Origin of the sequence: Aggregatibacter aphrophilus ATCC 33389, assembly GCF_900636915.1 — a bacterium.
Lineage (GTDB): Bacteria > Pseudomonadota > Gammaproteobacteria > Enterobacterales > Pasteurellaceae > Aggregatibacter > Aggregatibacter aphrophilus.
Map to the genome: position 1 here is coordinate 1,158,117 of NZ_LR134327.1, position 25,687 is coordinate 1,183,803.

Here is a 25,687-nt window from a genome sequence, read left to right on the forward strand (position 1 = left end):
TAAACTTACCCTAAACTTAAACAGGCAAATATTAAAATCATTTGTCACCTTCCGAATCTGAATTTGCCAGGCACTTTACAAGCTCAAAATTTGGGCGCAGTACATAGCAAACAGTGTTTTTTACTCTAACTTCCTACATACTTTATCATTATAAAAAACATTAAAAATGTTTGTTAAAAATGTGTAGAATGTAAAAAATTATATTTTATAAATGAGGGTAATTTAATGTGGTCAGATACTGAATCTAAAGAAGACTATCTCAATTTTGGTGAGGTATCCCAAATTGTTACTGAAATATTGGAATCTGAGGCTATGCTACCAGTTTCAATAGGTATTTTTGGTAACTGGGGAGCAGGTAAGTCCTCTTTGTTAAATTTGATTGAGCAACAAATCAAGCCTGATGAGTGGATTATAATTAAATTTGATGCTTGGCTCTATCAGGGATTTGATGATGCCAGAACAGCTCTTTTGGAAACTATTGCAAACCATTTAATTCAAGCTGCCAAAGATGAAGAAACCATCTTGAAAAAATCCCAAAATTTATTAGTCAGAATTAATGGTCTACGTTTGGCTGGTTTTCTTGCGGAGGGGGCTGCTTTAGCTGCAGGTTTTCCTACTTTTGGTTTGGTTTCCAAAATATTTGGAACGGCTCAAAATGCCTTGGATGGAATTCAAGATGAAATAGAAAGTAAGCAAGTTGTAGAAATAGGAAAAGAAATTGTTGATTCAGGAAAAAAACTTATAAAACCCCTAAAACAGCAAACTCCACCACAACAAATCGATGAGTTTAGAAAAGAATATGGTGAGATATTACGGGATTTAGGTAAAAAGTTGGTTATTGTGATTGATAACCTTGACCGTTGTCTACCTGCTAATGCTATTCAAACATTAGAGGCAATTCGTTTATTCTTATTCTTAAATCGTACAGCTTTTATTATCGCGGCTGACGAGGAAATGATTCGCCATTCAGTTGCCGAACATTACAAAGATTTGTCGTATCGTCATCAAATTGATTATTTGGACAAGCTCATTCAGATTCCTATTCGTGTACCCAAAGCAGGTGTGCTTGAAATTCGTGCATATTTATATATGCTGTACGCCATTCATCAAAAAATACCAACCAAAAAATTAGCAAGCTTACGCCAATTTTTAGAAACTCATTTGCAACAATCTTGGAAAAGTCAATCTTTAAATCCAGAAGAAGTGGCCAAAACTATTGAAGAGCGACATAATCAAGCTCTATTGTCAGATTTTGAACGCGCAAACAGAATAGCTCCTCTATTAGCAAATTCACCTAATATTCACGGTAATCCTAGAATTGTAAAACGTATTTTAAATACTATTAAAATGCGTGCCAAAATCGCAAACAAGCGTCAAATACCGTTAGAGGAAGCGATTATTACCAAATTGGTGATTTTTGAGCGATGTGTGGATTCTGATGTGGTAACAAATTTTTATCAGCGTATTAATGAAGAAGAGGGTAAACCTGAATTATTAAAAGAGCTGGAAAATAACAATGAGCAAAATTTATCAAAACTCTCTGAAAATAAGCCCATTCAAACATTTATCAAAGAATGGGCAAAATTAGAGCCAAAATTATCCAATGTTGATTTGCGCGCGGCGATCTATTTATCCAGAGAAACCATACCGCTAAATACTTATACCGCTCAACTTTCTCAAAAAGCCCAAGATGCTTTAAACATTTTACTTACAACCACATCAAGAACAGGCTCACAAGGTACCAAAGATGCCATTCAACAACTAACAATGGATGAACAAATCTCTGTTATGGACGCGTTAGTGGAACAATTAAGAAAAGTGGATAACTGGGCTAAAAGTCCAAATGGTTTTATGGGGGCTTGTTTATTAGCTAAGTTTTCAGAAGGCGGTGCAAAAATTTTAAATCGTTTTATTATTGAATTGAAAAATAAAGGTTTTAATTATCCGTGGTTTAATACAAGATTAAAAAACGAAACTTGGTATCAGGAGTAAACAATGGGTACTTCACAATCTAGTGTAGGACCAAATGGTCGTTCACCTTTGTTACCGGCTTGGGTTGATGACAGCCAAGCAACGACTCAAACGCCAGATCCACAGAGATTAAAGGGATTGCGTCAAGCAATCGGTAGGGCTATAGGAGGAGGCGGGCGTGAGGATGTGCGTAAAGCACTTGGTCATTATGCCCGAAAAGCCAGCGGTGGTAAGCATACTTCCGTACAAAGACTAGGGAAAATTACCCAGGCAGGTGCGGGTTTGTTTGAGATTTTTTCAGACAGCCTGCAACAACAATATTCAGTTAATTTAAATAGTTTAAATGGTCAGTCTTGCGATGAGGTCATCAATCAAATTACCGAACTTTTGGTTGATCATCACGGTGATTCAGACAAAATTCGTTCCGCGATGAATATTGCTTTATCAGAAGCATTGGAAGGGATGACTACTTTTGATGAACACAGTATTTCAGTTGAAGTTATTGCTAAGATGATGATTTGTTATTTAACTGAAAGTATTTTTCTGCAAATTGTACACGATGCTGGTAAGGCGTGGAATAAAGGTGACGATCTTGTTCAAATTTCAAACGTTGAAAATGATTTGAGACAATTAGTTCATGAGGTGGTGGATATTACACTTGCCCCTAAATTTACGGATGATGTTTGTCAATTAACAACCGAACAAATGCAAGAAATTCAAAACCAAGCTATTTTGGAAATTTGGGAAGAATGGGAGGATTATTGATGAATCAATTATTTTTTCATCACGATATTGAGCAATTAAAAAATTTGCCTAATGGTGTTTTACCTATTCGTCTTTATGGTATGGGCGATAAAAGTCTACAAATTGCTCATATTGGTAATATGGTTTTGGATAGAGTAAGAAGATTAGGTGTTGAACTCAATAATCAAGTAATGGATTTTCTAACTATTGCTATGGCAGTTACAGCAGCAGATACTTTTATTTTGCGAAAAGATACTGCAAATGGCTGGTGTCGTTCCTTTTCTATCACTTTACCATTGTGCCAGCCAGATATTTGGCAAGCAAACAAAGTTCATTTAGAACAGATTTTACACTTTTTAAGTGGTGATATTTGGCAATTTGATTTTCAGGCAGGCGGACAATTACCTCCACAGCCCTATAAATTAAGTGGCAGAACCAAATTGGTAGATTTAAGAAATAAAGACTGCGTTTGTTTATTTTCAGGTGGGTTGGATTCAGCAATTGGGGTAATTGATTTATTGGAGCAGGGACATTCACCGGTTTTAGTTAGTCATTCTTATAAAGGTGATAAATCACGTCAGCAAGCCATTATTCAGCAACTTAACCAAAATGGTTATATTAATCAATTTTCCCAATTTAATGCGATTGCACAACCACATTCAAATAATGGAAAAAGCACTGAAATCACAATGCTAACCAGAAGTTTAAATTTTTTGGCATTTGCTATTGTATCAGCTTATGCATTACAGGAAGTCGCGCAAAAAAAGATTGATATTTTAGTGCCTGAAAATGGGGTAATTTCAATCAATGCACCTTTAACAGTACGCAGAGTAGGCGCTTTAAGTACCCGTACCACTCACCCTTATTTTATCCAAGAAATACAAAAATTTTTCACTGCGGTCAATATTCCTTTCACTTTAAGAAATCCTTATCAATTTAAAACTAAAGGGCAAATGATAGCAGAATGCAAAAATTTACCATTATTACAGCAAATTATCCCTGATACTGTTTCGTGTAGCCATTGGAAACGCAAAAATCAACAATGCGGGGTTTGTGTTCCATGCCTGATTCGTAGAGCGTCATTGCATTATGCTGGTATTACCAATGATGCCCAATATGAATTTAATGATATTCGGCAAATTTTAATAAATCAGGACAGAAGAGATGATTTATTTGCTTTAATAAGTGCTATTCGTCAAAAAAATCATCGCAACATCAATCAATGGGTTTTACAAAGTGGCTCACTACCCACTCAACAATTAAATCAGTTTGCAAATGTTTTTATGACTGGGTTGGATGAAGTGGAGCAACTTTTAATAGAGAACCAAATATTATGATGGATATGCATTGCCATTTGGATTTATATACCAATCCACAATACGTTGCAAAACGATGTAAAGATGAAAATATTTATGTCTTATCTGTTACAACCACACCAAAAGCGTGGTATGGAACAAGTTCATTAGCAAAAGATTGTCCTCGTATTCGTACCGCCTTGGGATTGCATCCCCAACTGGCTCATGAACGTTGGCAAGAATTGGAATTGTTTGATGCATTATTAAACCAAACTCGCTATGTGGGTGAAATTGGTTTGGATGGCGGAAAAGAGTTTAAAACACATTGGGAAACACAATTAAAGGTCTTTCGCCATATTTTAAGAAGCTCAGCAAAATCTGGCGGAAAAATATTAAGTATACATTCTAAGATGAGTGCAAATGCTGTACTAGATGAATTAAGTCAAGTAAATGATAACTTGCCAATCCTTCATTGGTTTTCAGGCACAAAGCAACAGTTAAAACGAGCGATTGAAATGGGCTGCTATTTTTCTGTAGGACCCGCAATGTTAAGCAGTAAAAAGGGTTATGAGTTGGTCCAAATCATGCCAATAGAAAAAATATTAGTTGAAACTGATGGACCTTTTGGGAATTTTAAAACACAAGCTTTATTCCCCTGGAATGCCAATATTGCCATTGCAATATTAGCAGATATGTGGGGGATGAATATTTCAGAAGCTGAAAGTATGTTGAGACAAAATCTATTTAGATCAATTTCAAAATATATATAAACCACAACCTCTTCTTATCCCCATAAAAACTCTCCCTTTCCCCAAATAACCTTAATCCCTTATCCCCTCTTATAATATCCTTTATATTCAACCTCAAAACCATTGGGACACTTCTCCTAATGATTTGATTTATTTAATCAACAATGAGACATTTTTTGAAAAAACTAAAATTCACTCTAGCCACTTGGGTGTTTTACCTGATGAGAGTCGTTTTGCTCATTTACCATATTATAAAAACGGGCAATTCGTAATCCCATTCTGATTATTATGTTGTTTTTGCTATGGAGACTGGCATGGTAATGACATTGTTGGTGCTGTTGTTCAAAGATTCCTTGCAACCGTTTATTTATGCGTTCAAAACTTACGATATTTAAGTTGGAAAAACACACAGAAAAATGACCACACTTTTACGTTAAAAATACACCGACTTTATGCCACAAAAAACAAAGGGTCTGACATAACATCAGACCCTTTATCATTTTTGTACTTCGTTCCTTAGAACGGAATATCATCATCAAAGTTATCCATCGGTGCTTCGGCTACCGGTTTACTTGCCGGGGTGGAACGTGGCGCGCTTTGTGATTGGCTTGGGTAGCTTGGTTGTGCTGCCGGCGCGTATCCGCCGGATTGACGATCAGAGCGGCTGTCTAACATTTGTAAAACGTCGCCTTGAATTTCCGTGGTGTAGCGATCTTGGCCGTTTTGATCTTGCCATTTGCGGGTTCTTAAACGCCCTTCAACATAAACTTTAGAGCCTTTTCGTAGGTATTCGCCCGCCACTTCCGCCTGACGGCGATAGAACACAATGCGATGCCATTCGGTCACTTCACGACGTTCGCCGGTGTTTTTATCATTCCAGCTTTCACTGGTGGCAACGGTAATGTTGGCAACCGCTTCGCCGTTCGGCATGGTACGAATTTCAGGATCGTTACCTAAGTTACCAACAATAATGACTTTATTTACTCCAGCCATAATATCCTCTTCTTTATTCAATTTTGCTGTAAAAAAATTTGCTCTATTCTGCCTGAAAATTCGGAATAAATCCACGCCTTCAACAAAATTAACTGGATATTTGCACAGTTATTTAGGAATATGCGATAATTGTCGCAAATTTACACTTCTTTCATTTATAAAATCTATTATGGATACCATCGATATTCGTGGGGCAAGAACCCACAATCTGAAAAATATTAACTTAACCATTCCTCGTGATAAATTAATCGTCATTACCGGGTTATCCGGCTCAGGCAAATCTTCTTTAGCTTTTGACACGCTGTATGCCGAAGGGCAACGCCGTTATGTAGAATCCTTGTCTGCCTATGCGCGTCAATTTTTGTCATTAATGGAAAAACCCGATGTAGACCATATTGAAGGGCTTTCACCGGCCATTTCTATTGAGCAAAAATCCACCTCGCACAACCCCCGTTCAACAGTGGGTACCATTACCGAAATTCACGATTACCTGCGCTTGTTGTTTGCTCGCGTGGGCGAGCCGCGCTGTCCTCATCACGATGTGCCACTCACAGCGCAAACGATCAGCCAAATGGTGGATAAAGTGCTTTCCCTGCCTGAGGAAAGCAAAATGATGTTGTTGGCGCCGGTAGTAAAAGAGCGCAAAGGCGAACACGTTAAATTATTGCAACAAATTGCTGCGCAAGGCTACATTCGCGCCCGTATTGACGGTGAGATTTGTGATTTATCCGATCCACCGAAACTGGAATTACAGAAAAAACACACTATCGAAGTGGTGATGGATCGCTTTAAAGTGCGGTCGGATTTAGCTACAAGATTAGCGGAATCCTTTGAAACCACGCTCGAGCTTTCCGGTGGCACGGCGGTCGTCGCGTATATGGACGATCCGAAGGCAGAAGAACTGGTGTTCTCTGCTAACTTTGCCTGTCCGCACTGTGGCTATTCCGTACCGGAACTGGAACCTCGTCTCTTCTCCTTTAATAACCCCGCCGGTGCGTGCCCGACTTGTGACGGTTTGGGCGTACAACAATATTTCGATGAAAAACGCGTGGTGCAAAATCCAAGCATTTCCCTTGCTAATGGTGCTATCAAAGGCTGGGATCGTCGCAATTTCTATTATTACCAAATGCTCACGTCATTGGCGAAGCACTACCATTTCGATATTGAAACGCCTTTTGAAGAACTGCCGAAAAAAATCCAACAGATTATTTTGCACGGTTCCGGCAAGGAAGAAATCGAATTCCAATACATGAACGATCGCGGCGATGTCGTGTTGCGTCGCCATGTATTCGAAGGCATTTTAAACAACATGGCGCGCCGTTATAAAGAAACGGAATCCATGTCTGTGCGGGAAGAACTTGCCAAACACATCAGCAATCGCCCTTGTGCCGATTGTGGCGGTTCGCGCCTGCGCCCAGAGGCACGCAACGTTTATATTGAGCAAACCAATCTGCCTGATGTATCGGAGAAAAGCATCGGAGAAGCCTTGAGCTTTTTTGGAGAGCTACAACTGAGCGGACAAAAAGCGCAAATCGCCGAGAAGATTCTGAAAGAAATCAAAGAGCGGTTACAATTTTTGGTAAATGTGGGCTTGAATTATCTTTCCCTTTCCCGCTCCGCCGAAACCCTTTCAGGCGGTGAAGCACAACGCATTCGTCTTGCCAGCCAAATCGGCGCAGGCTTGGTCGGCGTGATGTATGTGTTGGATGAACCGTCTATCGGGTTACATCAACGGGATAACGAACGCTTGCTCAACACCTTGATTCACTTACGAAATCTCGGCAACACTGTGATTGTGGTGGAACACGATGAAGATGCGATTTTAAGCGCCGACCATATTATCGACATCGGCCCGGGCGCAGGGGTACATGGTGGCAATGTCATTGCCGAAGGTACGGCGCAACACATCATGCAAAATCCAAACTCGCTTACGGGCAAATTCTTATCCGGCGCAGAAAAAATCGAAATACCGAAAAAACGTACCGCACTTGATAAGAAAAAAACGCTCAAGCTATTCGGCGCATCAGGCAATAACCTGAAAAATGTCAACTTAGAGATTCCGGTCGGCTTATTTACCTGTATCACCGGCGTCTCCGGTTCAGGCAAATCCACGTTGATAAACGACACCTTGTTCCCGATTGCCCAAAACGCGTTAAACCGTGCGGAAAATGCGGAAGCAGCGCCGTATAAATCTATCGAAGGTTTGGAATTTTTCGACAAAGTTATTGATATTGACCAAAGCCCGATTGGCCGTACACCGCGCTCTAACCCAGCAACCTACACGGGCGTGTTCACCCCGATTCGTGAGCTGTTCGCCGGCGTACCGGAAGCCCGAGCACGCGGCTACAACCCGGGACGTTTCAGTTTTAACGTACGCGGTGGACGTTGCGAAGCCTGTCAGGGCGATGGCGTAATCAAAGTGGAAATGCACTTCCTGCCGGATGTGTACGTGCCATGCGACCAATGTAAGGGTAAACGCTACAACCGCGAAACTTTAGAAATTCGCTACAAAGGCAAAACCATTCATCAAGTGTTGGATATGACCGTGGAAGAGGCGCGGGAATTTTTCGATGCGATTCCGATGATTGCGCGCAAACTGCAAACTCTAATGGACGTGGGTTTATCTTACATTCGCTTAGGGCAATCCTCCACTACCCTGTCCGGTGGTGAAGCGCAACGGGTGAAATTGGCGACAGAACTCTCCAAGCGGGATACGGGTAAAACCCTGTATATTCTGGACGAACCGACTACCGGGTTACACTTTGCCGACATCAAACAACTGCTTTCCGTGTTGCACCGCTTGCGCGATCAAGGCAATACCATCGTGGTCATTGAGCACAATTTAGACGTGATTAAAACCGCTGACTGGATTGTGGATCTCGGCCCGGAAGGCGGTAGCGGTGGCGGACAAATTATCGCCACCGGTACGCCGGAGCAGGTCGCTAAAGTCGAAGGTTCGCATACCGCGCGCTTCCTAAAAGGTATTCTGGCGAAAGGTTAAAAAGCCACAAGGAAAACACCTAGAAAAAACACCGCACTTTAAACGTGAATCTAAAGTGCGGTGTTTTTTTATGACGTTTTTATCGGTCTGAATTTGGCATGGCTACGTTGCAAAATCTGGAACAAACTTTGTTGTGGGTTGATTTCACCGCATTGCTGTTTCAATTGCAACAGATTCATGCGCAAATGCTGTAAGCGGTGGATTCGCTTGGCGATATCTTGAATATGACGATCAATAAGAGCGTTAATTTCGATTTTTTGTTGAACGCCTGCACTTTCCAAACTTAACAGTAATTTAATTTCCTCAAGGGACATATCCAACGATCGGCAATAACAAATGAAAGACAAGCGTTGCAAGTGGTCATCGTTATATAAGCGAAAGCCCCCAAGGGAACGTGACGGGCGAGGCATCAGTCCTTTTTGCTCATAAAACCGAATGGCTTCTACGCTACACCCTACTGCGTCAGCTAACTTCCCTATTTTCATGTGTTCTCCCTAAACGCCCCCAAAAAATGACCGCACTTTTAACGTTTTGCGCTAAATTCCGGGTTAACGTAAATCTTTAATTGTGTCACTTGCGGCAGTTGTCGTTGAACTAATTTAAGCAATTCCCGCTGTTTGAAAAGTAGCCCTTGGCGTACAGCTGAATTGGCGACTTCAATGCTCAAGGTAGTTTGGTCGATATTCGCAATGCCATACAATCCCTCAAATTGTGACGGGAAAAGACGCTTGAATTGCTGATTTAATTCATTCAACCAAATGCCTTTTTGCATCACTTTCGCAAGTGCAGAATCTTGTAACAATTCGCTGATATTCACTGCCCGATTGTATTGCATCGCCTTGTTTTCCGCCTTTTCGCCCTAATATTTATGACATTGTAGCGAATTTCCGCTACAATACCGACAATTTTTTAAATTCAATTCCGTTATGATGATTTCAAATAAAAGCAAACACAGTTTTTGGTCGCAACTCTTACTCAGTATGATTGCGATTTTTGCTTTACCTGCCTCACAGGCATGGCAATACCAAGCAAACGTGGCTAACGAAAATTATCAAAACGCCCAACAACAAAATGTGCCGCAGATTTTAACCGCGGTCTCCTTACTCAAACAAACCCAACAGCAACAATTCCAACCGCAAAATGCGCCGATTGAGGCTGAAATTCTTACGAAAAACGAACCGCACTTTGTGCGTTCGTATTTCATCATTAACGCGCCAATCCGCGCCGGCCCTGAGCTCATTTAATTTCACAACCTTATAGCTATCGTCGTTTAATGAATGTTAAACGATTCCCTTTTATCCGTTTTTAAAAAAGAAGAAATTATGCTTAGAACTATTGCAACCAAAATTTTTGGTAGTCGTAATGATCGTATCTTACGTCGTTTAAACAAAACCGTCTCAAAAATCAATAAATTAGAACCGACATTTGAAGCTTTGAGTGATGATGAATTAAAAGCAAAAACCGCAGAATTCCGTGCGCGTTTGGCGCAAGGCGAAACCTTAGAAAGCCTAATTCCGGAAGCCTTCGCCACGGTGCGTGAAGCCAGTAAGCGTGTGCTTGGTATGCGTCACTTTGACGTACAGTTAGTCGGCGGGATGGTGTTAAACAGTCGTTGTATTGCCGAGATGCGTACCGGTGAAGGGAAAACCTTAACCGCCACCTTGCCATGTTACTTAAACGCTCTACCGAGCAAAGCGGTGCACGTGGTTACCGTGAATGACTACCTTGCCCGCCGCGATGCGGAAACCAATCGTCCGTTATTTGAATTTTTAGGCATGACTGTCGGTGTCAATGTGCCGGGCATGTCACCGGAGGAAAAACGCGCGGCTTACGCAGCTGACATTACTTATGCCACCAACAGTGAGTTGGGATTTGACTATTTGCGTGACAACTTGGCGCACGCACCGCAAGAACGTTTCCAAAAAGATCTTTACTATGCCTTGGTGGATGAGGTGGACTCCATTTTAATCGACGAAGCGCGTACGCCGTTAATTATTTCCGGTCAGGCGGAAGACAGTTCCGAGCTTTATATTGCCATTGATAAGCTCATTCCGAATCTGATTAAGCAAGATAAGGAAGACACCGAAGAATATCAGGGCACCGGTGATTACACTTTAGATCTCAAAACCAAACAAGCGCACTTAACCGAGCGTGGTCAAGAAAAATGCGAGCAATGGTTGATTCAACACGGTTTCATGAAAGACACCGAATCCCTTTATTCACCATCTAAAATTACCTTGTTACACCATGTGATGGCGGCATTGCGCGCCCATACCTTATTTGAACGTGATGTGGATTACATTGTAAAAGACGGCGAAATCGTCATTGTGGACGAACACACCGGCCGTACGATGGCAGGTCGTCGCTGGTCCGACGGCTTACACCAAGCTATCGAAGCCAAAGAAGGCGTGCGTATTCAAAGCGAAAACCAAACTGTGGCATCCATCACTTACCAAAACTATTTCCGTTTATACGAAAAATTAGCAGGAATGACCGGTACGGCGGATACGGAGGCCTTTGAATTCCAAAAAATCTACGGATTAGAAACCGTAGTAATTCCAACCAACCGTCCGATGATTCGTGATGATCGTACCGATGTGATGTTTGAAACGGAAGAATACAAATTCAACGCCATTATTGACGACATCAAAGATTGCGTGGCACGGAACCAACCTGTTTTGGTCGGGACAATCTCCATTGAAAAATCCGAGCTACTCTCTAAAGCCTTAGAGCGCGCCGGTATCAAGCACAACGTGTTGAACGCTAAATTCCACGCACAGGAAGCGGAAATTGTGGCCAACGCAGGCTACCCGGGCGCCGTTACCATCGCCACCAACATGGCGGGCCGTGGTACCGACATTGTGTTGGGCGGCAACTGGAAAGCGGAAATAGATAAATTAGAAAATCCGACACAGGAACAAATTGATGCCATCAAAGCGGCATGGCAAGAACGTCATGACATTGTAAAACAAGCCGGTGGCTTGCACATTATCGGTACCGAACGCCACGAGTCCCGTCGTATCGACAACCAATTGCGCGGTCGTTCCGGCCGTCAAGGTGACCCGGGTTCGTCCCGCTTCTATTTGTCTTTAGACGATGCTTTAATGCGTATTTACCTCAACGAAGGCAAATTAAATATGATGCGCAAAGCCTTCAGCCAACCCGGTGAGGCCATGGAATCCAAATTATTGGCCAAAGTGATTGCCTCCGCCCAAGCGAAAGTGGAAGCCCATAACTTTGATGGTCGTAAGAGCTTGCTTGAATTCGATGATGTGGCAAATGATCAACGTCATGCCATTTACGAACAACGTAATGAATTATTGGAAAACGATGATATTTCAGACACTATCGAAGTCATTCGTCAAGACGTATTCAACAGCATTATCGATCAATACATTCCGCCGCAATCTCTTGAAGAACAATGGGATGTACCGGGATTGGAACAACGCTTAAGACAAGATTTTGCGTTAGATTTGCCAATTACCAAATGGTTGGATGAAGACAATCATCTGCACGAAGAAACCTTACGTGAACGCATTATTCAATCGGCAACTGATGAATATAAACGTAAAGAAGAACTGGCCGGTGCGCAAACCATGCGTAATTTCGAAAAAGGTGTGATGTTGCAAACCTTGGACGAACTCTGGAAAGAACATTTATCCGCAATGGATCACTTACGTCGTGGTATTCATTTACGCGGTTATGCACAAAAAGATCCGAAACAGGAATACAAAAAAGAATCCTTCCAAATGTTCACAGAAATGTTGGATGCCTTGAAATTAAGCGTGATTACCACCTTGAGTCGTGTTCAAGTCCGCACCCAAGAGGAAATGGAAGAAGCGGAAAGAATCCGTCAGGAGCTGGCGCAACGGGAAGCCGCTACCATGCAATATAATAATGAGGAATCTCAGGGCAATCAAAGCAATACGGAAGGACATCATAAGATCGGCCGTAACGAGCCTTGTCCATGCGGTTCAGGCAAGAAATATAAACATTGCCACGGCAGTCGTGCCAAACACTAATCCGAGGTAACCTAAGTGCGGTCAGAAAATTATTCGTTTTTCGACCGCACTTTTGCTATTCAACGTCGCTAAAAGGACACAAAATGAAGAAACCGCTTGTACAAGTCGCAGCAGGGATTATTCGTAATGAATTCGGACAACTTTACTTAACCCAACGTTTGGAAGGACAAGATTTCGCGCAAGCCTTGGAATTTCCGGGCGGTAAAGTCGATAAAAACGAAACGCCCGAACAGGCGCTAAAACGTGAACTAGAAGAAGAAATCGGTATTATGGTGTTGCAAGCAGAGCTATTTGAACGCTTTGAATTTGAATACCCGACGAAAGTGATTTCATTCTATTTTTATCTAGTTAATGAATGGGTGGGCGAACCCTTTGGGCGGGAAGGTCAAGCAGGTTTTTGGCTGCCTCAAAATGAATTGGATGCGGGACAATTTCCACCGGCAAATGCAAAATTAATTCAACGATTATTAGCGGAATCTGAGCATTAGATAGTAAAAGACCCGAAATTATCGGGTCTTTTTATTGGGCAATAAAAATTATTTACCTGCAGAGCTCATTGCAGCCTTAGCTTGTTTAAGCGCGTCAGCAGCCTGGGTACAAGCCTGATCGCGGGCAGCTTCCGGAATCATTTCAAATTTTTTCTTGGTCTCTTCATTTTGTTGTTTCAATGCCGCCTGTTGATCTGCTGGCGCCATTTTCACAAAATCATCTAAATCGGCAAAATATTTTTCGCAGGTTGGGGATGTTGCGGCAGAAGCTGATAGTGCAAAACCGGATAATAATACTGCTAATAATACTTTTTTCATGTGTTTCTCCATTGTCTGGTTAAACGCCACTTCGGATTAAGTGACGGTTTATTATACTCATTTTGCTCTAAAAAAACACAATTAAATGCTTGCTAGTTATTTCAGATGCAAAATCTCACAGACAATGCCTCTAATTGCTGCCAGATGTCATCACTAAATTCTTGCTTAGCGCTGCGCTCGACATCAGCAAGCTGTTGGAAAAAGAGATAAAGTTTACGATAGGTTAAACGTTGTATGATTTGGCTAAATAACAGACGACGGTTTTGCCACACTTTAAGACGATCAAATTGCTCTCGTAGTTGCGCTGTCGGCAAAGGATCATCAAGTTTGGCCGGTTGTTCCGGTTTGCTGATCTCTAACAATGTCATCAAATCCCGCTGTAAGGTGCGTAACAAAATAATCGGTTGCACATCTTCATCTTTTAATCCGATTAAAATGCGACGGGCGCGGTTGCCTTTGCCGGAAAGAATCGCATCAACCCACTGAAACGGGGTAAATACGGAAGACTGCTCCACCACCGCATTCACGCGGGCAAAACTCAATTTACGGTCGGCATAAAGCAAGTCCAATAATTGCAAAGCTTGTTTCAGCGCCAGTAAATTATTTTCATAGCTGTAGCACAAAAGTTGCACCGCATCTTCGTCAATGCTTAAACCCAAACTTTTTGCCCGATTACTCACCCAACGTGGCAACTGTTCCACATTCGGCGTTTGACAATTCACCAATACGGCTTCGGGAGCATATTGATTAGCAGCGATAAACCATGGTTGATTTTCAGCGGTTTTAGTCAGTTTGGCTAGGCGAAAAATCGGCAACACATCAGGGTGTAACAAGGAAACGAATTCCAACAGATTTTTCTGCAAAAGTGCGGTTAGATTTTCCGGTAAATCTAAGATAATGAGTTGCTTATTGAAAAATAAGCCCATAGATTGCACACGTTCAAACAACACATTCCAGTCGGTGGAGGAATTAATTTCCAGCACCCATTTTTCGTCGAATCCTTGTTTAAACGCGGCCTGTTGAATAGCATCCTGACTTTCTTCAAGTAATAACGGATCCTCTCCCGCTAGAAAATAAAGCGCCGCGGGTTGACGCGCTAACGAGAGAGAAAGCTGTTCAGGAAAAATACGATTCATTAGTTGCCATGAATTTGGTGCTGTAAGGCAACCATTTTGTTAATTAACTGACGCGCAGCCTGCTCACGCATATCCTGCCAAATCACGTCTTTTTCTGCCGATTTTGCCAATGCTGCACGGGAGTTATCAAAGAATGTGCGATTAACTTTGGTACTGATTGGGAAGCTGTCTTTATTTGGCAATTTCACGCTGGCTTCCACTTCTAAAATCAGCTGTTTTTCCGCCTCACGGCCTTGTTTGAAAATCGATACCACTTGATCTTTGGTCGAAATTTTATTTAAGCGCAATACCGGGACATCCGTCTTATCTTCCACTAAATTCACGTTATTGAGCTGTAACTGACGACGCATGGATAAAGCCATATCACTATAAGGGTCACTACTTTCCAATTTTAACGTTTGTAATTCTTGAGGAATCAGTTCGCCGTTTTGGAAATGAAATCCACACGCGGAAAGCGCCAACACACCGGCGGTCAACAATAAGGTTTTGATGGGTTTTAGCATAAAATTCACCTTAAAAACCGACCGCACTTTTACACCAAAGTGCGGTCATTTTCTCCATTAAATTACTGTGGTTTCACCACAACATTGAGTAATTTACCAGCCACATAAATCACTTTCACCACTTGCATACCGTCGAGGAAGCGTTTTACATTCTCATCGGCGAAGGCCATGGTTTTCACCGTATCTTCATCAGCATCTGCCGCCACGGTGACCTTGCCACGCACTTTGCCGTTGACTTGCACCACAATCAGTTTTTCATCGTCCACCATGGCCTGCTCATCGGCTTCTACCCATGGGGCAAAATCAATGGCATCTTGATTACCCAATTCCTGCCACAAACGGAAACAAATATGCGGCGTAATTGGATATAACATTCTGACTACCGCGCTCAACGCTTCCGCCATAATGGCGCGATCTTGCTCGTCATCCAACGGCGCACGAGTCAATTTGTTCATTAATTCCATGACCGCAGCGATGGCGGTATTGAAGGTTTGGCGGCGACCGATGTCATCACTCACTTTCGCAATGGTTTTGTGCACATCGCGGCGCAAGGCTTTTTGTGAGATTGAAAGTGCAGTCGGATTTACAGCTGTTTTTGTCGGATTTTTGTTGTATTCAAACACCAAATTCCACACCCGAGCCAAGAAACGTTTTGCCCCTTCAACACCGGACTCCTGCCATTCTAAGGTCATTTCTGCCGGGGAGGCGAACATCATAAATAAACGTACCGTGTCTGCGCCATATTTTTCCACCATTTCTTGCGGGTCAATACCGTTGTTTTTGGATTTTGACATTTTGGTCATGCCGGCATGTACCAATTCATGGTCTTCATCATCTACGGCTTTCACGATACGACCTTTGTCATCACGTTCCAATGTGACTTTGGTCGGTGAGACCCAGATACGCTCGTTGGTCGGGCTGGTGTAATAGAAAGCATCCGCTAACACCATGCCTTGACACAATAATTTATCCGCCGGTTCATCGCTATTTACCAAGCCTGCATCACGCAATAATTTATGGAAGAAGCGGAAATACAATAAGTGCATGGTCGCATGCTCGATACCGCCGATATATTGATCCACCGGTAGCCAATAGTTCGCCTCTTCGCTGTTTAACATGCCTTGTTGATATTGCGGACAGGTATAGCGGGCGTAGTACCAAGAAGATTCCATGAAAGTATCGAAGGTATCGGTTTCTTTTAATGCCGGTTTGCCTTGATAGGTCGTTTTCGCCCATTCAGGATCCGCTTTAATCGGGCTGTTCACGCCATTCATCACCACGTCTTCCGGCAGAATAATCGGCAAATCTTCCATTGGAACCGGCACTACATCGCCATTTTCCAAGGTTAGCATCGGAATTGGAGCGCCCCAATAACGTTGACGGGAAACGCCCCAGTCGCGTAAGCGGTAATTTACTTGGCGTTTGCCTTTGCCCATGGACTCCAATTTATTGGCGATGCCATTAAACGCGGCATCAAATGCCAAGCCATCAAATTCGCCGGAGTGAACCAGTTTGCCATGTTCGGTAAAAGCTTGTTTGGTTAAATCGATCGCTTCGCCGTTAATCGGTTCGATAACCTGTTTAATCGGTAAATGATATTTTTGTGCGAACTCAAAATCACGTTGATCGTGAGCCGGTACTGCCATCACCGCGCCAGTACCATAGTGCATTAACACAAAGTTCGCCACCCACACCGGCACTTGTTCACCGGTTAACGGATGAATGGCATAAAGCCCTGTCGGCATGCCTTTTTTCTCCATGGTGGCAATGTCCGCTTCCGCAACTTTAGTGTTTTTCGCTTCTTGAATGAACTCTGCTAGTTCAGGATTATTTTGCGCCGCAAGTGTTGCCAGTGGATGAGCAGCCGCCACCGCTACATAACTCACGCCGTAGAACGTATCCGGACGGGTAGTGTAAACCGCTAATTTCTTGTTGGTGTCTTTAATATCAAAAGTGATTTCTACCCCTTCGGAACGGCCGATCCAGTTGCGTTGCATGGTTTTTACTTGATCCGGCCATTGTGGTAAATCATCTAAGCAATTTAGCAACTGCTCAGCGTAATCAGTGATTTTAATAAACCATTGTGGAATTTCTTTTTGTTCCACCGGGGTATCACAACGCCAGCAGCAACCTTCGTGCACCTGTTCGTTCGCCAACACCGTTTCATCATTTGGACACCAGTTCACGGTAGAGGTTTTTTTATACACCAAGCCTTTTTTATAAAGCTCCGTGAAAAACCATTGTTCCCATTTATAATATTCCGGTTTACACGTAGCAATTTCACGATCCCAGTCGAAACCAAAGCCTAAAATCTGAAGTTGTTTCTTCATATAGGCAATATTTTCATACGTCCACTTAGCCGGAGCCGTGTTATTTTTCACTGCTGCCCCTTCTGCCGGCAAACCGAAAGCGTCCCAACCAAAAGGTTGCAACACATTTTTTCCTTTCATACGTTGATAGCGGGAAACCACATCGCCGATGGTGTAATTACGCACATGCCCCATATGCAAACGGCCTGACGGATAAGGGAACATTGAAAGACAATAGTATTTTTCTTTGTTGTTATCTTGTACTGCTTTAAAAGTTTTATTGTCCTGCCAGAATTTTTGCACTTCCGGTTCAAGTAAATCAGGACGATATTGTTCTTGCATAAAAAAATCACCTTAAAAATAGACCGCACTTTATAGCGGGTTTTTAGCTTAGAAAATACGGCATAGAATAGCGTAAAATGGGGAAAAATAACAGAAAGTGCGGTGGGAATTTCGGATATTTTTTTACGGCTTAACCTGATGGCAAGTCTCATATAACGGCAATAAGCCACGAATACTCTCCGCAATAAATTGGGTGGCATCCAGCTTATCCAACTCGTTTTTTTCCGCGTTTCGTCCAATACACCAAAAATTGTCGTCCGAACGCAACGTTAAATCCTGTTGCCTAAGTTCACTGACTTTACGGAAATCATCGTATTCACTTTCATCACCTCGCCAAATATCCAGCTCGGCAAAACGCGCAAAATCAAAATTCTCCAACCATTGGTTATATTGTTGCACGTTAATTTGCGACCGATCGGCACGATAACAATGCCAATCCAAACTTACGGATAAACGACGGCGATTTAACAACACCGACAAAATCGCCGCGGAATTGAGGTTATATTCATATTTAAAATAGGCAAAGAAATGCCCGCGCACCTGCCAACCATTCGTCCAACTTTCAATATGCGGCTTGGCAAATGGCGTACCTAACTCGGCGGCAACCTGTAAAATCGTGGCTTTCCACGTATCCCAATGGGCCTTGTAATCGGCCTTAATACGAGGAATGTCCTGCGGACAAAATTTCTTCATTTGGGCGAATTGAAAGAAGGGAATATTGAAGAGATCGCAAGATTGAGAAGTCAGTTTAGATTGATTCATTTATTTTTGATCCAGTAACGTTGTGTTTCATGAAGAGTATCCTGATAAATACCACCATTAGCCAAGATAACCTTCTGACTTGCAATATTTGTTGTATGGCAAGTCAAAAGTACATCAAAAATTGACATCTCTTTTGCCCGCTGAAGTCCTAACCTTAATTGCTCCTTCGCATATCCTTTATTTCTAACAGACGGTCGAATGCTATAACCAATATGTCCGCCAAACTGTCTCAAGAATTCATTTAAGGATAAACGCAGGTGAAGAAAGCCTATTGCATGCCCCTTTTCATCAAAACTAACAAATTGAACCGCAGAGACAAAACCTTCCGGTAAGTCAACTCCTTGTTCCGACTTCAGATTACTCTCCAACCAATGCTCGTAATCAAGTTTTTCATCAATAAAACAACCATCCATTTCACTCTTATCAAGCTGAAATTCTTTAATCATTTCAAGAATAGCCATTTTATCCATTAAATTTGGACGGCGTAAAATCAGTTTCTCTTTTGTGAGGAAGGATTCATCCGGCATGATAACCACCTTTAAAAATCACTGTAATTTTTGACCGCACTTTGGGTGAAATATTGCTTATCTTCCCAACGCAACATAGTGAGACGGTTGTTCCAAACGCAACCTGTATCGAGGGCATAAATATTCGGTGGGGTGGTTTCATCCACTAAACTTGCCCAATGGCCAAAAACGAGATTTTCGGTTTGATACAGCGGATTATCCAAGGAGAACCAGGGTGCAAGGTTCTTCGGAGCATCCTTGATAGGCAGTTTACACGCGAAATCTAAACGATGATCCCAATAGCAAAAACGCATACGGGTAAAAGCATTGACAATGTAGCGTAGGCGATCGAGTCCTTGTAAATTTGGCGACCAACGATCGGGCTGTTCCGAATACATATTTTCAATGAGATAGAGATAATTGCCATGGCGTAGCACATTTTCCACTTCATTAGCACAGGCTTTGGCGGTTGCTAAATCCCAATCGGGCGAGATACCGGCGTGCGTCATGACGAAATTCAGCTGTTCATTATGGATAAGTAAAGGCTGTTCACGTAACCAATTAATCAATTCAAAAAAATCAGGCGCGGAAAAAATCGGTGCAACACGATCGCGAGGCTTGATTTTTTTAATCCCAAGTGCAGTGGAAATTAAGTGTAAATCATGGTTGCCCAATACCGTGTATGCAGCATGTCCTAAGGATTTGACGAAACGCAGACATTCCAACGATTTATCGCCGCGCGCCACTAAATCACCGGTTAAATAAAGTTTATCCTGCGCAGGATCGAAGTTCACTCGATCCAATAATATTTGTAACTCGTCATAACAACCTTGTAGGTCTCCCACTAAATATGTCGCCATTTTTGACCGCTCTTTTTATGCCTCCGAATCCATCACATCATCTTTGTTCACATCTGCTGGCGGATTATCTGCCAACCAATTCGCCAAACGCGCATAATCGGAGATACTGAGATTTTCCGCACGCGCGTTTAAATCGATGTTAAGTGCGGTCAGATTTTCCGATAAAAATAAACCCGACAAAGCATTACGTAGTGTTTTGCGGCGCTGATTAAATGCCTGCGAACAGACGCGATTCAGCCAATATAAATCTTTCACCGGGTGTGGCAATGTGGCATGTGGAATTAACCGAACCACGGCAGAATCCACTTTCGGTGCAGGTTTGAAGGCACTCGGTGGCACTTCCAATACCGGCATCACTTGACAGAAATATTGCGCCATAATGGTCAATCTTCCGTACGCCTTGCTGTTCGGGGCTGCACACAAGCGTTTCACCACTTCTTTTTGCAACATGAAGTGCATGTCTTGAATAATGTGGTGATATTTAAACAAGTGGAACATTAACGGCGTGGAAATATTATACGGCAAGTTACCGAACACACGCATTTTTTGGCCTTTCTCGGCCAGATGTTCTTGTTCATAAAGGCCGGAAAAATCAAACTGCATGGCATCGGTTTCAATGACGCTAAGTTTCTGATGTAAAAACGGATGATGGCGTAAACGCTCCGCCAAATCACGGTCAAGCTCTAATACGGTCAGGCGCTCAACCTGCTCCGCCACCGGTTCGGTCAACGCGCCCAAGCCCGGGCCGATTTCCACTAAAAATTGGTTAGATTGTGGGTAAATTGCCGCCACGATATTTTGAATAACATTGTTGTCGTGCAAGAAATTTTGCCCGAACCGTTTACGCGCCGTATGGCCCAAGTGTTTTTTTGAATTCATTGATGCTGTCTTATAAAAATAAAAAGTGCGGTCGTATTATAAAGCAAAATCCCGACCATTGGGCCGGGATGATGATTAATTTAAGTATTTAATATCTGCTCGTTTACGCAACGCTTGCACCCAATCGCGGGCAGAATCTTGCAATTGTTGGTTCACGATTTGCTCATAAGCTTTTTGGCGATAAGCATCTTCCGTACGATCCCCTTGGCGAGTATTCGTCACCTCTAAAATATGCCAACCGAATTCTGTTTTAAACGGAGCGCTAATAACGCCCGGTTTGGTAGTACGAATGGCTTGATTAAACGGGCCGACATACATTTCCGGGAAGGCATACCCCAAGCTACCACCATTGGCGCCGGACAAGTAATCTTTGGAATATTTCAATGCAGCATCGGCAAAGGTCGTTTTACCGGCTATAATATCCGCACGAATTTGTTCAAGCTGTGCTTTAGCCTGAGCATCATTTAATAATGGATTTAATTTCAATAAGATATGACGAACTTCATATTGTGTATCAGAGACTTTCGCCACAGAACCTTTCGCTTTAGCCTCATCCAACATTTTCTTCGCCAATGCTTCCACTTGCTCACGAGAAATATCCACACTTTGACTAATCGCATGATTACGTACTTCAGACATCATCACTTGCTGTGCAATTTGTTGACGATAAGCACGATAACTAATGCCTTGATAATCGAGCGCATCCAATAACTGACCAAAGGTTAAGCCATTTTGCGCCGCAATGCCTTCAATGATTTTATCCACTTGGGCGTTGTTGACTTTCACTCCGGATTCTTGCACAGCCTGATCAACCAAAATATCATCAATAACTTTATTTAATGCTGCTTGTCGATTGTTGGTTTTCTTATTTAACGCGCTTTGCACCTGACTTTCCAACACAGGAATGCCATTCACTGTCGCAACCACTTTTTCCTCAGCTTGCACATTTGCAACAAGCGCTAAAATACCTACTGCGGAAAAGAAAACTGACTTCAAATTCATATTCGTTAATATTCCGTTATAAGATTGAAATTACTGGTTAGATTATCAATTTTGACAAAAGTTCACAAACTTTATTTGGACAGTAAAGCCACTTCATAACATTGGTCAAACTTCATTGTGCGCACTTGAATGTTTTCGCTACGGCTGGTCGGCACATTTTTACCCACATAATCAGCACGAATAGGCAACTCGCGATGCCCACGATCCACAAAAATCACCAACTCCACTTTTGCCGCCCGTCCAAAATCCACCAACGCATCCAAGGCAGCCCGAATTGTCCGGCCGGTAAACAACACATCATCCACCAAAATGACTTCTTTATGCTGAATATTAATAAAATCAGAAGCACCACTATAAACCGGCGCTTGTGCCGCCTGTGCCGGTTGTAAATCATCGCGATAAAACGTAATGTCTAAATCAAACGCCGGAATATCCGTCTGCGTTAGGGCTTTAATTTTATTTTTAATCAGCTCGGCAATTTCTGCACCTCGACGTTTAATACCAACAATGACTAAATTATCCAAGGTTTGGTGTTTTTCAATAATTTCATGAGAAATGCGGGAAATCGTTCTTAAAAACTGATTCTCGTCAATAATGATTTTTTCCATACGTTGTGGCTCTCGGGTTAAGGAAAAGTAGGATTAAAATAGCATAAATGCCCTATTGTTGTTACTGTTCTCTGCTAAGGAATGCTATTTCCGTTTCTCTTGCAACGCTTTTAACACGACTGGCGGGACAAGTTGACTCATGTCACCGTTGTGTAGATAAATTTCGCGGATCATGGTGGAAGAGACATAAGACCACTGTTCCACCGGAGGGAAAAACATGCTTTCCACGCCATGGGTGAGGAGTCGGTTAAGATGGGCTAACTGCACTTCATATTCAAAATCCGTCGTACTACGTACCCCTCGAATAATCGCTTTGACATCATATTCAGCGATGGTATGCGCAAGCAAATTATTAAACCCAATAACCTTAACATTCGACAAATGCTCCGCCGATTGACGTACCAATTCAACACGTTCGTCTAAAGTAAATAAAGGCTTTTTACTTGGGCTTTCGGCCACCGCTACTAAAACATTTGAAAAAATCACCGCACTTCGCTCAATAATATTCAAATGCCCGTTCGTAAGCGGATCAAATGTACCGGGATAGATTACCGTTGTCATTACTTCATCCTAGTTCAAATAAGGTTTTAATAAATCCATTACGCGTTGTAACGCGCCGCGATTTTCATTTAACACGACATAACCGGCCTGGCCATAACGTTCACCAAGCTTAGGTGACTGTAAAAAGGTTGCTACGGCTTTGGCCACTGCTTGTGGAGTTTCTTCCGTAATTAACACACCTTGCCGCTTAATTAATTTAACGAAAATCTCAGGAAAGTTAAATGTATGTTTCCCACTAATAACCGGCAATTTGAATGCCAAAGGTTCTAATGGATTATGCCCACCGTGCGCCACTAAACTGCCACCGACCAACGCCACATTTGCCATACCGTATAACAACATGAGTTCTCCCATAGTATCTCCAAGCAAGACTTGTGTTTCTTCTGCAGGTATCTCATGGCTACTACGCCGGATAAAACAAAAGCCTTCTTGTTCAATCAGTTGAGCCGCTGAATTGAAACGTTCCGGATGACGCGGCACCAAAATCAGCAACAAATCAGGATATTGCTGTAATAAAGTGCGGTGACTTTTTAAGATGATTTCATCTTCGCCTTCGTGTGTGCTGGCGGCAATCCAGATAGGTCGTTGTGTATTCCATTGTGCTTTTAATGTTGCAATGTTATGAAGTAATCCATCAGTCACATTTAAGTCATATTTAATATTACCGGTTAATATTAATCGTTCGGGCGCAATGCCTAATTGCGCATAACGTTGCCAACTTACCTCATCTTGTGGGGCAATTAACGTAATGTTATCCAATACCGGTTTTAACTGTTCTTTAAACCAACCATAACGCGTAGCAGAACGTACAGATAAGCGGGCATTCACAATGATAAACGGAATATTTCGATGCGCGAATTGATGGATCAGGTTAAACCAAATTTCAGTTTCGATGACAATGCTTAAGCGCGGTTGTACAAATCCAATAAAACGGGAGACGGCATCCGGCAAATCATAAGGCAAATACACATGTGTCACACTGTCGCCAAAAACAGCTTTTACGCGATCGGAACCGGTAGGAGTCATCGTTGTTACCGTAATAGCCAGTTGCGAATAATCTTGCTGAATCCGCCTAATTAAAGGAATAGCAGCAATCACCTCACCAACGGATGCTGCATGAATTAAGACACCATTGGGCCGCGGAGGTCGGATATTGCCATAAAAGCCATAGCGCTCAGCTAGACGCTTGCGATAATTTGGAGCTTTAAAACCACGTAAAAACACTGAAAGCCATAGCATTGGCTGAACAAAATACATCAAGCAGGTATAGAAAAAACGTAACATAGAAAATGTGTCGGCTTATGTTAGAATTGCAAAAAATTAATAAAGACAAACAAGCGCCTAGTATAAGCGTTTGTCACTGATTCACAAAGGATAAAAATATGCCTACTCTCAGCGTTGCGATGATTGTTAAAAACGAGGCGCACTACCTTGCACAATGTTTGGATACTGTAAAAGATTGGGTGGATGAAATTGTTATTTTAGATTCCGGTAGCACCGATGCAACCCAACAAATTGCCGAACAATACGGCGCAAAATTCTACCAAAATACCGATTGGCCTGGATTCGGCAAACAGCGGCAATTAGCACAACAGCATGTGACCTCTGACTATGTTTTATGGCTAGATGCCGACGAACGGGTAACCCCTGAGCTACGTCAATCCATTCTGACAGCAATTTCTCAAGATACGCCCAATACCGTCTACAAAATTCCGCGATTAAGTGAAATTTTTGGAAGTAAAATTCGCTACTCCGGCTGGTATCCCGATTATGTTATTCGTTTATATCGTAAGGACTTTACTCAGTATGGCGATCAACTGGTTCATGAGAAAGTAGAACTGCCTATAAACACCAATATTCAAAAACTGAATGGTGATTTATTACATTATACTTACCAAAATATTCATCATTACTTAGTTAAATCTGCCGGATATGCCAAAGCGTGGGCGGACCAACGAGAAAAAGCAGGTAAAAAAGCGACATTATGGCAAGGAATCAGCCATGCTATAGGCTGTTTTGTAAAAATGTATTTTATTCGTTTGGGATTCTTAGATGGTAAAGCAGGCTTATTACTGGCTATACTTTCAGCACATTCTACTTTTGTAAAATATGCTGACTTATGGGTCAGAACAAGAAATAGATAATTTTATTTAATAAGAATTCTCTTAGTATTGATAACAAAAAGGCTGAATGTGAAAATATTCAGCCTTTTTAAGTTTAACTAAATTAACGATTATTCCGCTGTTGCTTCTTCAAAAGAAACTTCCGGACGATCAACTAATTCAATGTAAGCCATTGGTGCATTGTCGCCTGCACGGAAACCACATTTAAGGATGCGGGTGTAACCACCAGCACGCTGTGCAAAACGTGGACCTAATTCATTAAATAATTTAGCAACAGTTTCAGTGTTGCGTGTACGAGCAAAAGCTAAGCGGCGATTTGCCACACTATCAACTTTTGCTAAAGTAATTAACGGTTCAACTACTCGACGTAATTCTTTTGCTTTTGGCAAAGTCGTTTTAATGATCTCGTGACCAATCAAAGAACTTGCCATATTACGGAACATCGCTTGACGATGACTGCTATTACGGTTGAGTTGACGACCACTCTTACGATGGCGCATAACCTTATCCTTCTC

The 25,687-nt window shown here is 42.2% G+C and carries 25 protein-coding genes; 9 read left to right on the top strand and 16 right to left on the bottom strand.

Annotated elements, in window-relative coordinates; genetic code table 11:
* Positions 1–225: 225 nt before the first annotated feature.
* The 4 genes from EL144_RS05620 to qatD are packed head-to-tail and all read left to right on the top strand — an operon-like array spanning position 226 to position 4,780.
* Positions 226–1,992: a KAP family P-loop NTPase fold protein gene (locus EL144_RS05620; RefSeq protein WP_005704473.1), complete on the top strand. Its 1,767-nt coding sequence runs from the start codon at positions 226–228 to the stop codon at positions 1,990–1,992.
* 3 nt (positions 1,993–1,995) lie between these two features.
* Positions 1,996–2,736 carry a hypothetical protein gene (locus tag EL144_RS05625; protein WP_005704472.1) on the top strand — a complete coding sequence of 247 codons (741 nt, stop codon included), beginning with the start codon at positions 1,996–1,998 and terminating at the stop codon, positions 2,734–2,736.
* Entirely contained in the window at positions 2,736–4,052 is a 1,317-nt protein-coding gene (gene qatC, locus EL144_RS05630; protein WP_032995304.1) for a Qat anti-phage system QueC-like protein QatC, read from the top strand. The genes EL144_RS05625 and qatC overlap by 1 nt, the downstream gene beginning before the upstream one ends.
* Positions 4,049–4,780 (top strand): Qat anti-phage system TatD family nuclease QatD, encoded by a 732-nt coding sequence (qatD, locus tag EL144_RS05635; RefSeq protein WP_005704470.1) that lies wholly within the window; start codon positions 4,049–4,051, stop codon positions 4,778–4,780. The genes qatC and qatD overlap by 4 nt, the downstream gene beginning before the upstream one ends.
* 495 nt (positions 4,781–5,275) lie before the next feature.
* Here qatD and EL144_RS05645 read toward each other — a convergent pair whose 3' ends face one another.
* A complete protein-coding gene (locus EL144_RS05645) occupies positions 5,276–5,752 on the bottom strand; it encodes a single-stranded DNA-binding protein (protein WP_032995303.1) in 477 nt (158 codons plus the stop codon).
* Positions 5,753–5,921: 169 nt separating this feature from the next.
* Between EL144_RS05645 and uvrA the strand changes: the two genes are divergently transcribed.
* On the top strand, positions 5,922–8,753 hold the full coding sequence (gene uvrA, locus EL144_RS05650; RefSeq protein WP_005704466.1) for an excinuclease ABC subunit UvrA: 2,832 nt from the start codon (positions 5,922–5,924) through the stop codon (positions 8,751–8,753).
* 68 nt (positions 8,754–8,821) lie between these two features.
* On the opposite strand, the gene EL144_RS05655 is transcribed toward uvrA, so the two are convergent.
* Positions 8,822–9,238 carry a MerR family transcriptional regulator gene (locus EL144_RS05655; RefSeq protein WP_005704465.1) on the bottom strand — a complete coding sequence of 139 codons (417 nt, stop codon included), beginning with the start codon at positions 9,236–9,238 and terminating at the stop codon, positions 8,822–8,824.
* A gap of 38 nt (positions 9,239–9,276) precedes the next feature.
* A complete protein-coding gene (locus tag EL144_RS05660; protein WP_005704464.1) occupies positions 9,277–9,588 on the bottom strand; it encodes a DciA family protein in 312 nt (103 codons plus the stop codon).
* A gap of 91 nt (positions 9,589–9,679) precedes the next feature.
* On the opposite strand from EL144_RS05660, the gene secM reads away from it, so the two are divergent.
* The 3 genes from secM (at position 9,680) to mutT (ending at position 13,263) form a co-directional block, all read left to right on the top strand.
* A complete protein-coding gene (gene secM, locus EL144_RS05665) occupies positions 9,680–9,997 on the top strand; it encodes a secA translation cis-regulator SecM (RefSeq protein WP_005704463.1) in 318 nt (105 codons plus the stop codon).
* Positions 9,998–10,075: 78 nt separating this feature from the next.
* Positions 10,076–12,775: a preprotein translocase subunit SecA gene (gene secA / locus EL144_RS05670; protein ID WP_032995311.1), complete on the top strand. Its 2,700-nt coding sequence runs from the start codon at positions 10,076–10,078 to the stop codon at positions 12,773–12,775.
* Between the two features lie 83 nt (positions 12,776–12,858).
* Entirely contained in the window at positions 12,859–13,263 is a 405-nt protein-coding gene (gene mutT / locus EL144_RS05675; protein WP_005704461.1) for an 8-oxo-dGTP diphosphatase MutT, read from the top strand.
* Between the two features lie 48 nt (positions 13,264–13,311).
* On the opposite strand, the gene EL144_RS05680 is transcribed toward mutT, so the two are convergent.
* The 12 genes from EL144_RS05680 to waaA all read right to left on the bottom strand — a co-directional run bounded on the left by EL144_RS05680 (position 13,312) and on the right by waaA (position 24,333).
* Entirely contained in the window at positions 13,312–13,581 is a 270-nt protein-coding gene (locus tag EL144_RS05680; RefSeq protein ID WP_032995301.1) for a DUF5339 family protein, read from the bottom strand.
* Positions 13,582–13,682: 101 nt separating this feature from the next.
* On the bottom strand, positions 13,683–14,717 hold the full coding sequence (holA, locus tag EL144_RS05685; protein WP_005704458.1) for a DNA polymerase III subunit delta: 1,035 nt from the start codon (positions 14,715–14,717) through the stop codon (positions 13,683–13,685).
* On the bottom strand, positions 14,717–15,220 hold the full coding sequence (locus tag EL144_RS05690; protein ID WP_005701850.1) for an LPS-assembly lipoprotein LptE: 504 nt from the start codon (positions 15,218–15,220) through the stop codon (positions 14,717–14,719). The genes holA and EL144_RS05690 overlap by 1 nt, the downstream gene beginning before the upstream one ends.
* Positions 15,221–15,282: 62 nt before the next feature.
* Positions 15,283–17,871: a leucine--tRNA ligase gene (gene leuS, locus EL144_RS05695; protein WP_005704457.1), complete on the bottom strand. Its 2,589-nt coding sequence runs from the start codon at positions 17,869–17,871 to the stop codon at positions 15,283–15,285.
* A gap of 123 nt (positions 17,872–17,994) precedes the next feature.
* A complete protein-coding gene (locus EL144_RS05700; RefSeq protein WP_032995300.1) occupies positions 17,995–18,633 on the bottom strand; it encodes a glucose-6-phosphate 1-dehydrogenase family protein in 639 nt (212 codons plus the stop codon).
* Positions 18,630–19,160 carry a GNAT family N-acetyltransferase gene (locus EL144_RS05705; RefSeq protein WP_197718131.1) on the bottom strand — a complete coding sequence of 177 codons (531 nt, stop codon included), beginning with the start codon at positions 19,158–19,160 and terminating at the stop codon, positions 18,630–18,632. The genes EL144_RS05700 and EL144_RS05705 overlap by 4 nt, the downstream gene beginning before the upstream one ends.
* Positions 19,161–19,171: 11 nt before the next feature.
* Positions 19,172–19,999 carry a bis(5'-nucleosyl)-tetraphosphatase (symmetrical) ApaH gene (gene apaH, locus EL144_RS05710; RefSeq protein ID WP_005704454.1) on the bottom strand — a complete coding sequence of 276 codons (828 nt, stop codon included), beginning with the start codon at positions 19,997–19,999 and terminating at the stop codon, positions 19,172–19,174.
* A gap of 15 nt (positions 20,000–20,014) precedes the next feature.
* Positions 20,015–20,878 (bottom strand): 16S rRNA (adenine(1518)-N(6)/adenine(1519)-N(6))-dimethyltransferase RsmA, encoded by an 864-nt coding sequence (rsmA, locus tag EL144_RS05715; RefSeq protein ID WP_005704453.1) that lies wholly within the window; start codon positions 20,876–20,878, stop codon positions 20,015–20,017.
* 75 nt (positions 20,879–20,953) lie between these two features.
* A complete protein-coding gene (locus EL144_RS05720; RefSeq protein ID WP_005704452.1) occupies positions 20,954–21,880 on the bottom strand; it encodes a peptidylprolyl isomerase in 927 nt (308 codons plus the stop codon).
* Between the two features lie 71 nt (positions 21,881–21,951).
* Positions 21,952–22,488 carry a bifunctional pyr operon transcriptional regulator/uracil phosphoribosyltransferase PyrR gene (gene pyrR, locus EL144_RS05725; RefSeq protein WP_005704450.1) on the bottom strand — a complete coding sequence of 179 codons (537 nt, stop codon included), beginning with the start codon at positions 22,486–22,488 and terminating at the stop codon, positions 21,952–21,954.
* 84 nt (positions 22,489–22,572) lie between these two features.
* Positions 22,573–23,049: a pantetheine-phosphate adenylyltransferase gene (gene coaD, locus EL144_RS05730; RefSeq protein ID WP_005704449.1), complete on the bottom strand. Its 477-nt coding sequence runs from the start codon at positions 23,047–23,049 to the stop codon at positions 22,573–22,575.
* A 9-nt stretch (positions 23,050–23,058) separates the two neighbouring features.
* Positions 23,059–24,333, bottom strand: a complete 1,275-nt coding sequence (waaA, locus tag EL144_RS05735) for a lipid IV(A) 3-deoxy-D-manno-octulosonic acid transferase (protein WP_032995299.1) — start codon at positions 24,331–24,333, stop codon at positions 23,059–23,061.
* Between the two features lie 98 nt (positions 24,334–24,431).
* On the opposite strand from waaA, the gene EL144_RS05740 reads away from it, so the two are divergent.
* Entirely contained in the window at positions 24,432–25,193 is a 762-nt protein-coding gene (locus EL144_RS05740; protein ID WP_005701862.1) for a glycosyltransferase family 2 protein, read from the top strand.
* A gap of 89 nt (positions 25,194–25,282) precedes the next feature.
* Here the strand turns inward: EL144_RS05740 and rplQ are convergent, their stop codons facing one another.
* Positions 25,283–25,672: a 50S ribosomal protein L17 gene (gene rplQ / locus EL144_RS05745; RefSeq protein WP_005704447.1), complete on the bottom strand. Its 390-nt coding sequence runs from the start codon at positions 25,670–25,672 to the stop codon at positions 25,283–25,285.
* Positions 25,673–25,687 lie beyond the last annotated feature (15 nt).

What these genes read in the sequence shown, in the direction of transcription:
- holA (WP_005704458.1), bottom strand. Translation starts at nt 14,717, where the DNA reads ATGAATCGTATTTTTCCTGAACAGCTTTCTCTCTCGTTAGCGCGTCAA.
- apaH (WP_005704454.1), bottom strand. Translation starts at nt 19,999, where the DNA reads ATGGCGACATATTTAGTGGGAGACCTACAAGGTTGTTATGACGAGTTA.
- EL144_RS05645 (WP_032995303.1), bottom strand. Translation starts at nt 5,752, where the DNA reads ATGGCTGGAGTAAATAAAGTCATTATTGTTGGTAACTTAGGTAACGAT.
- EL144_RS05660 (WP_005704464.1), bottom strand. Translation starts at nt 9,588, where the DNA reads ATGCAATACAATCGGGCAGTGAATATCAGCGAATTGTTACAAGATTCT.
- EL144_RS05690 (WP_005701850.1), bottom strand. Translation starts at nt 15,220, where the DNA reads ATGCTAAAACCCATCAAAACCTTATTGTTGACCGCCGGTGTGTTGGCG.
- leuS (WP_005704457.1), bottom strand. Translation starts at nt 17,871, where the DNA reads ATGCAAGAACAATATCGTCCTGATTTACTTGAACCGGAAGTGCAAAAA.
- rsmA (WP_005704453.1), bottom strand. Translation starts at nt 20,878, where the DNA reads ATGAATTCAAAAAAACACTTGGGCCATACGGCGCGTAAACGGTTCGGG.
- secM (WP_005704463.1), top strand. Translation starts at nt 9,680, where the DNA reads ATGATGATTTCAAATAAAAGCAAACACAGTTTTTGGTCGCAACTCTTA.
- uvrA (WP_005704466.1), top strand. Translation starts at nt 5,922, where the DNA reads ATGGATACCATCGATATTCGTGGGGCAAGAACCCACAATCTGAAAAAT.
- mutT (WP_005704461.1), top strand. Translation starts at nt 12,859, where the DNA reads ATGAAGAAACCGCTTGTACAAGTCGCAGCAGGGATTATTCGTAATGAA.
- EL144_RS05680 (WP_032995301.1), bottom strand. Translation starts at nt 13,581, where the DNA reads ATGAAAAAAGTATTATTAGCAGTATTATTATCCGGTTTTGCACTATCA.
- qatC (WP_032995304.1), top strand. Translation starts at nt 2,736, where the DNA reads ATGAATCAATTATTTTTTCATCACGATATTGAGCAATTAAAAAATTTG.
- secA (WP_032995311.1), top strand. Translation starts at nt 10,076, where the DNA reads ATGCTTAGAACTATTGCAACCAAAATTTTTGGTAGTCGTAATGATCGT.
- coaD (WP_005704449.1), bottom strand. Translation starts at nt 23,049, where the DNA reads ATGACAACGGTAATCTATCCCGGTACATTTGATCCGCTTACGAACGGG.
- EL144_RS05700 (WP_032995300.1), bottom strand. Translation starts at nt 18,633, where the DNA reads ATGAATCAATCTAAACTGACTTCTCAATCTTGCGATCTCTTCAATATT.
- waaA (WP_032995299.1), bottom strand. Translation starts at nt 24,333, where the DNA reads ATGTTACGTTTTTTCTATACCTGCTTGATGTATTTTGTTCAGCCAATG.
- EL144_RS05740 (WP_005701862.1), top strand. Translation starts at nt 24,432, where the DNA reads ATGCCTACTCTCAGCGTTGCGATGATTGTTAAAAACGAGGCGCACTAC.
- qatD (WP_005704470.1), top strand. Translation starts at nt 4,049, where the DNA reads ATGATGGATATGCATTGCCATTTGGATTTATATACCAATCCACAATAC.
- EL144_RS05625 (WP_005704472.1), top strand. Translation starts at nt 1,996, where the DNA reads ATGGGTACTTCACAATCTAGTGTAGGACCAAATGGTCGTTCACCTTTG.
- EL144_RS05620 (WP_005704473.1), top strand. Translation starts at nt 226, where the DNA reads ATGTGGTCAGATACTGAATCTAAAGAAGACTATCTCAATTTTGGTGAG.
- EL144_RS05705 (WP_197718131.1), bottom strand. Translation starts at nt 19,160, where the DNA reads ATGCCGGATGAATCCTTCCTCACAAAAGAGAAACTGATTTTACGCCGT.
- rplQ (WP_005704447.1), bottom strand. Translation starts at nt 25,672, where the DNA reads ATGCGCCATCGTAAGAGTGGTCGTCAACTCAACCGTAATAGCAGTCAT.
- EL144_RS05655 (WP_005704465.1), bottom strand. Translation starts at nt 9,238, where the DNA reads ATGAAAATAGGGAAGTTAGCTGACGCAGTAGGGTGTAGCGTAGAAGCC.
- pyrR (WP_005704450.1), bottom strand. Translation starts at nt 22,488, where the DNA reads ATGGAAAAAATCATTATTGACGAGAATCAGTTTTTAAGAACGATTTCC.
- EL144_RS05720 (WP_005704452.1), bottom strand. Translation starts at nt 21,880, where the DNA reads ATGAATTTGAAGTCAGTTTTCTTTTCCGCAGTAGGTATTTTAGCGCTT.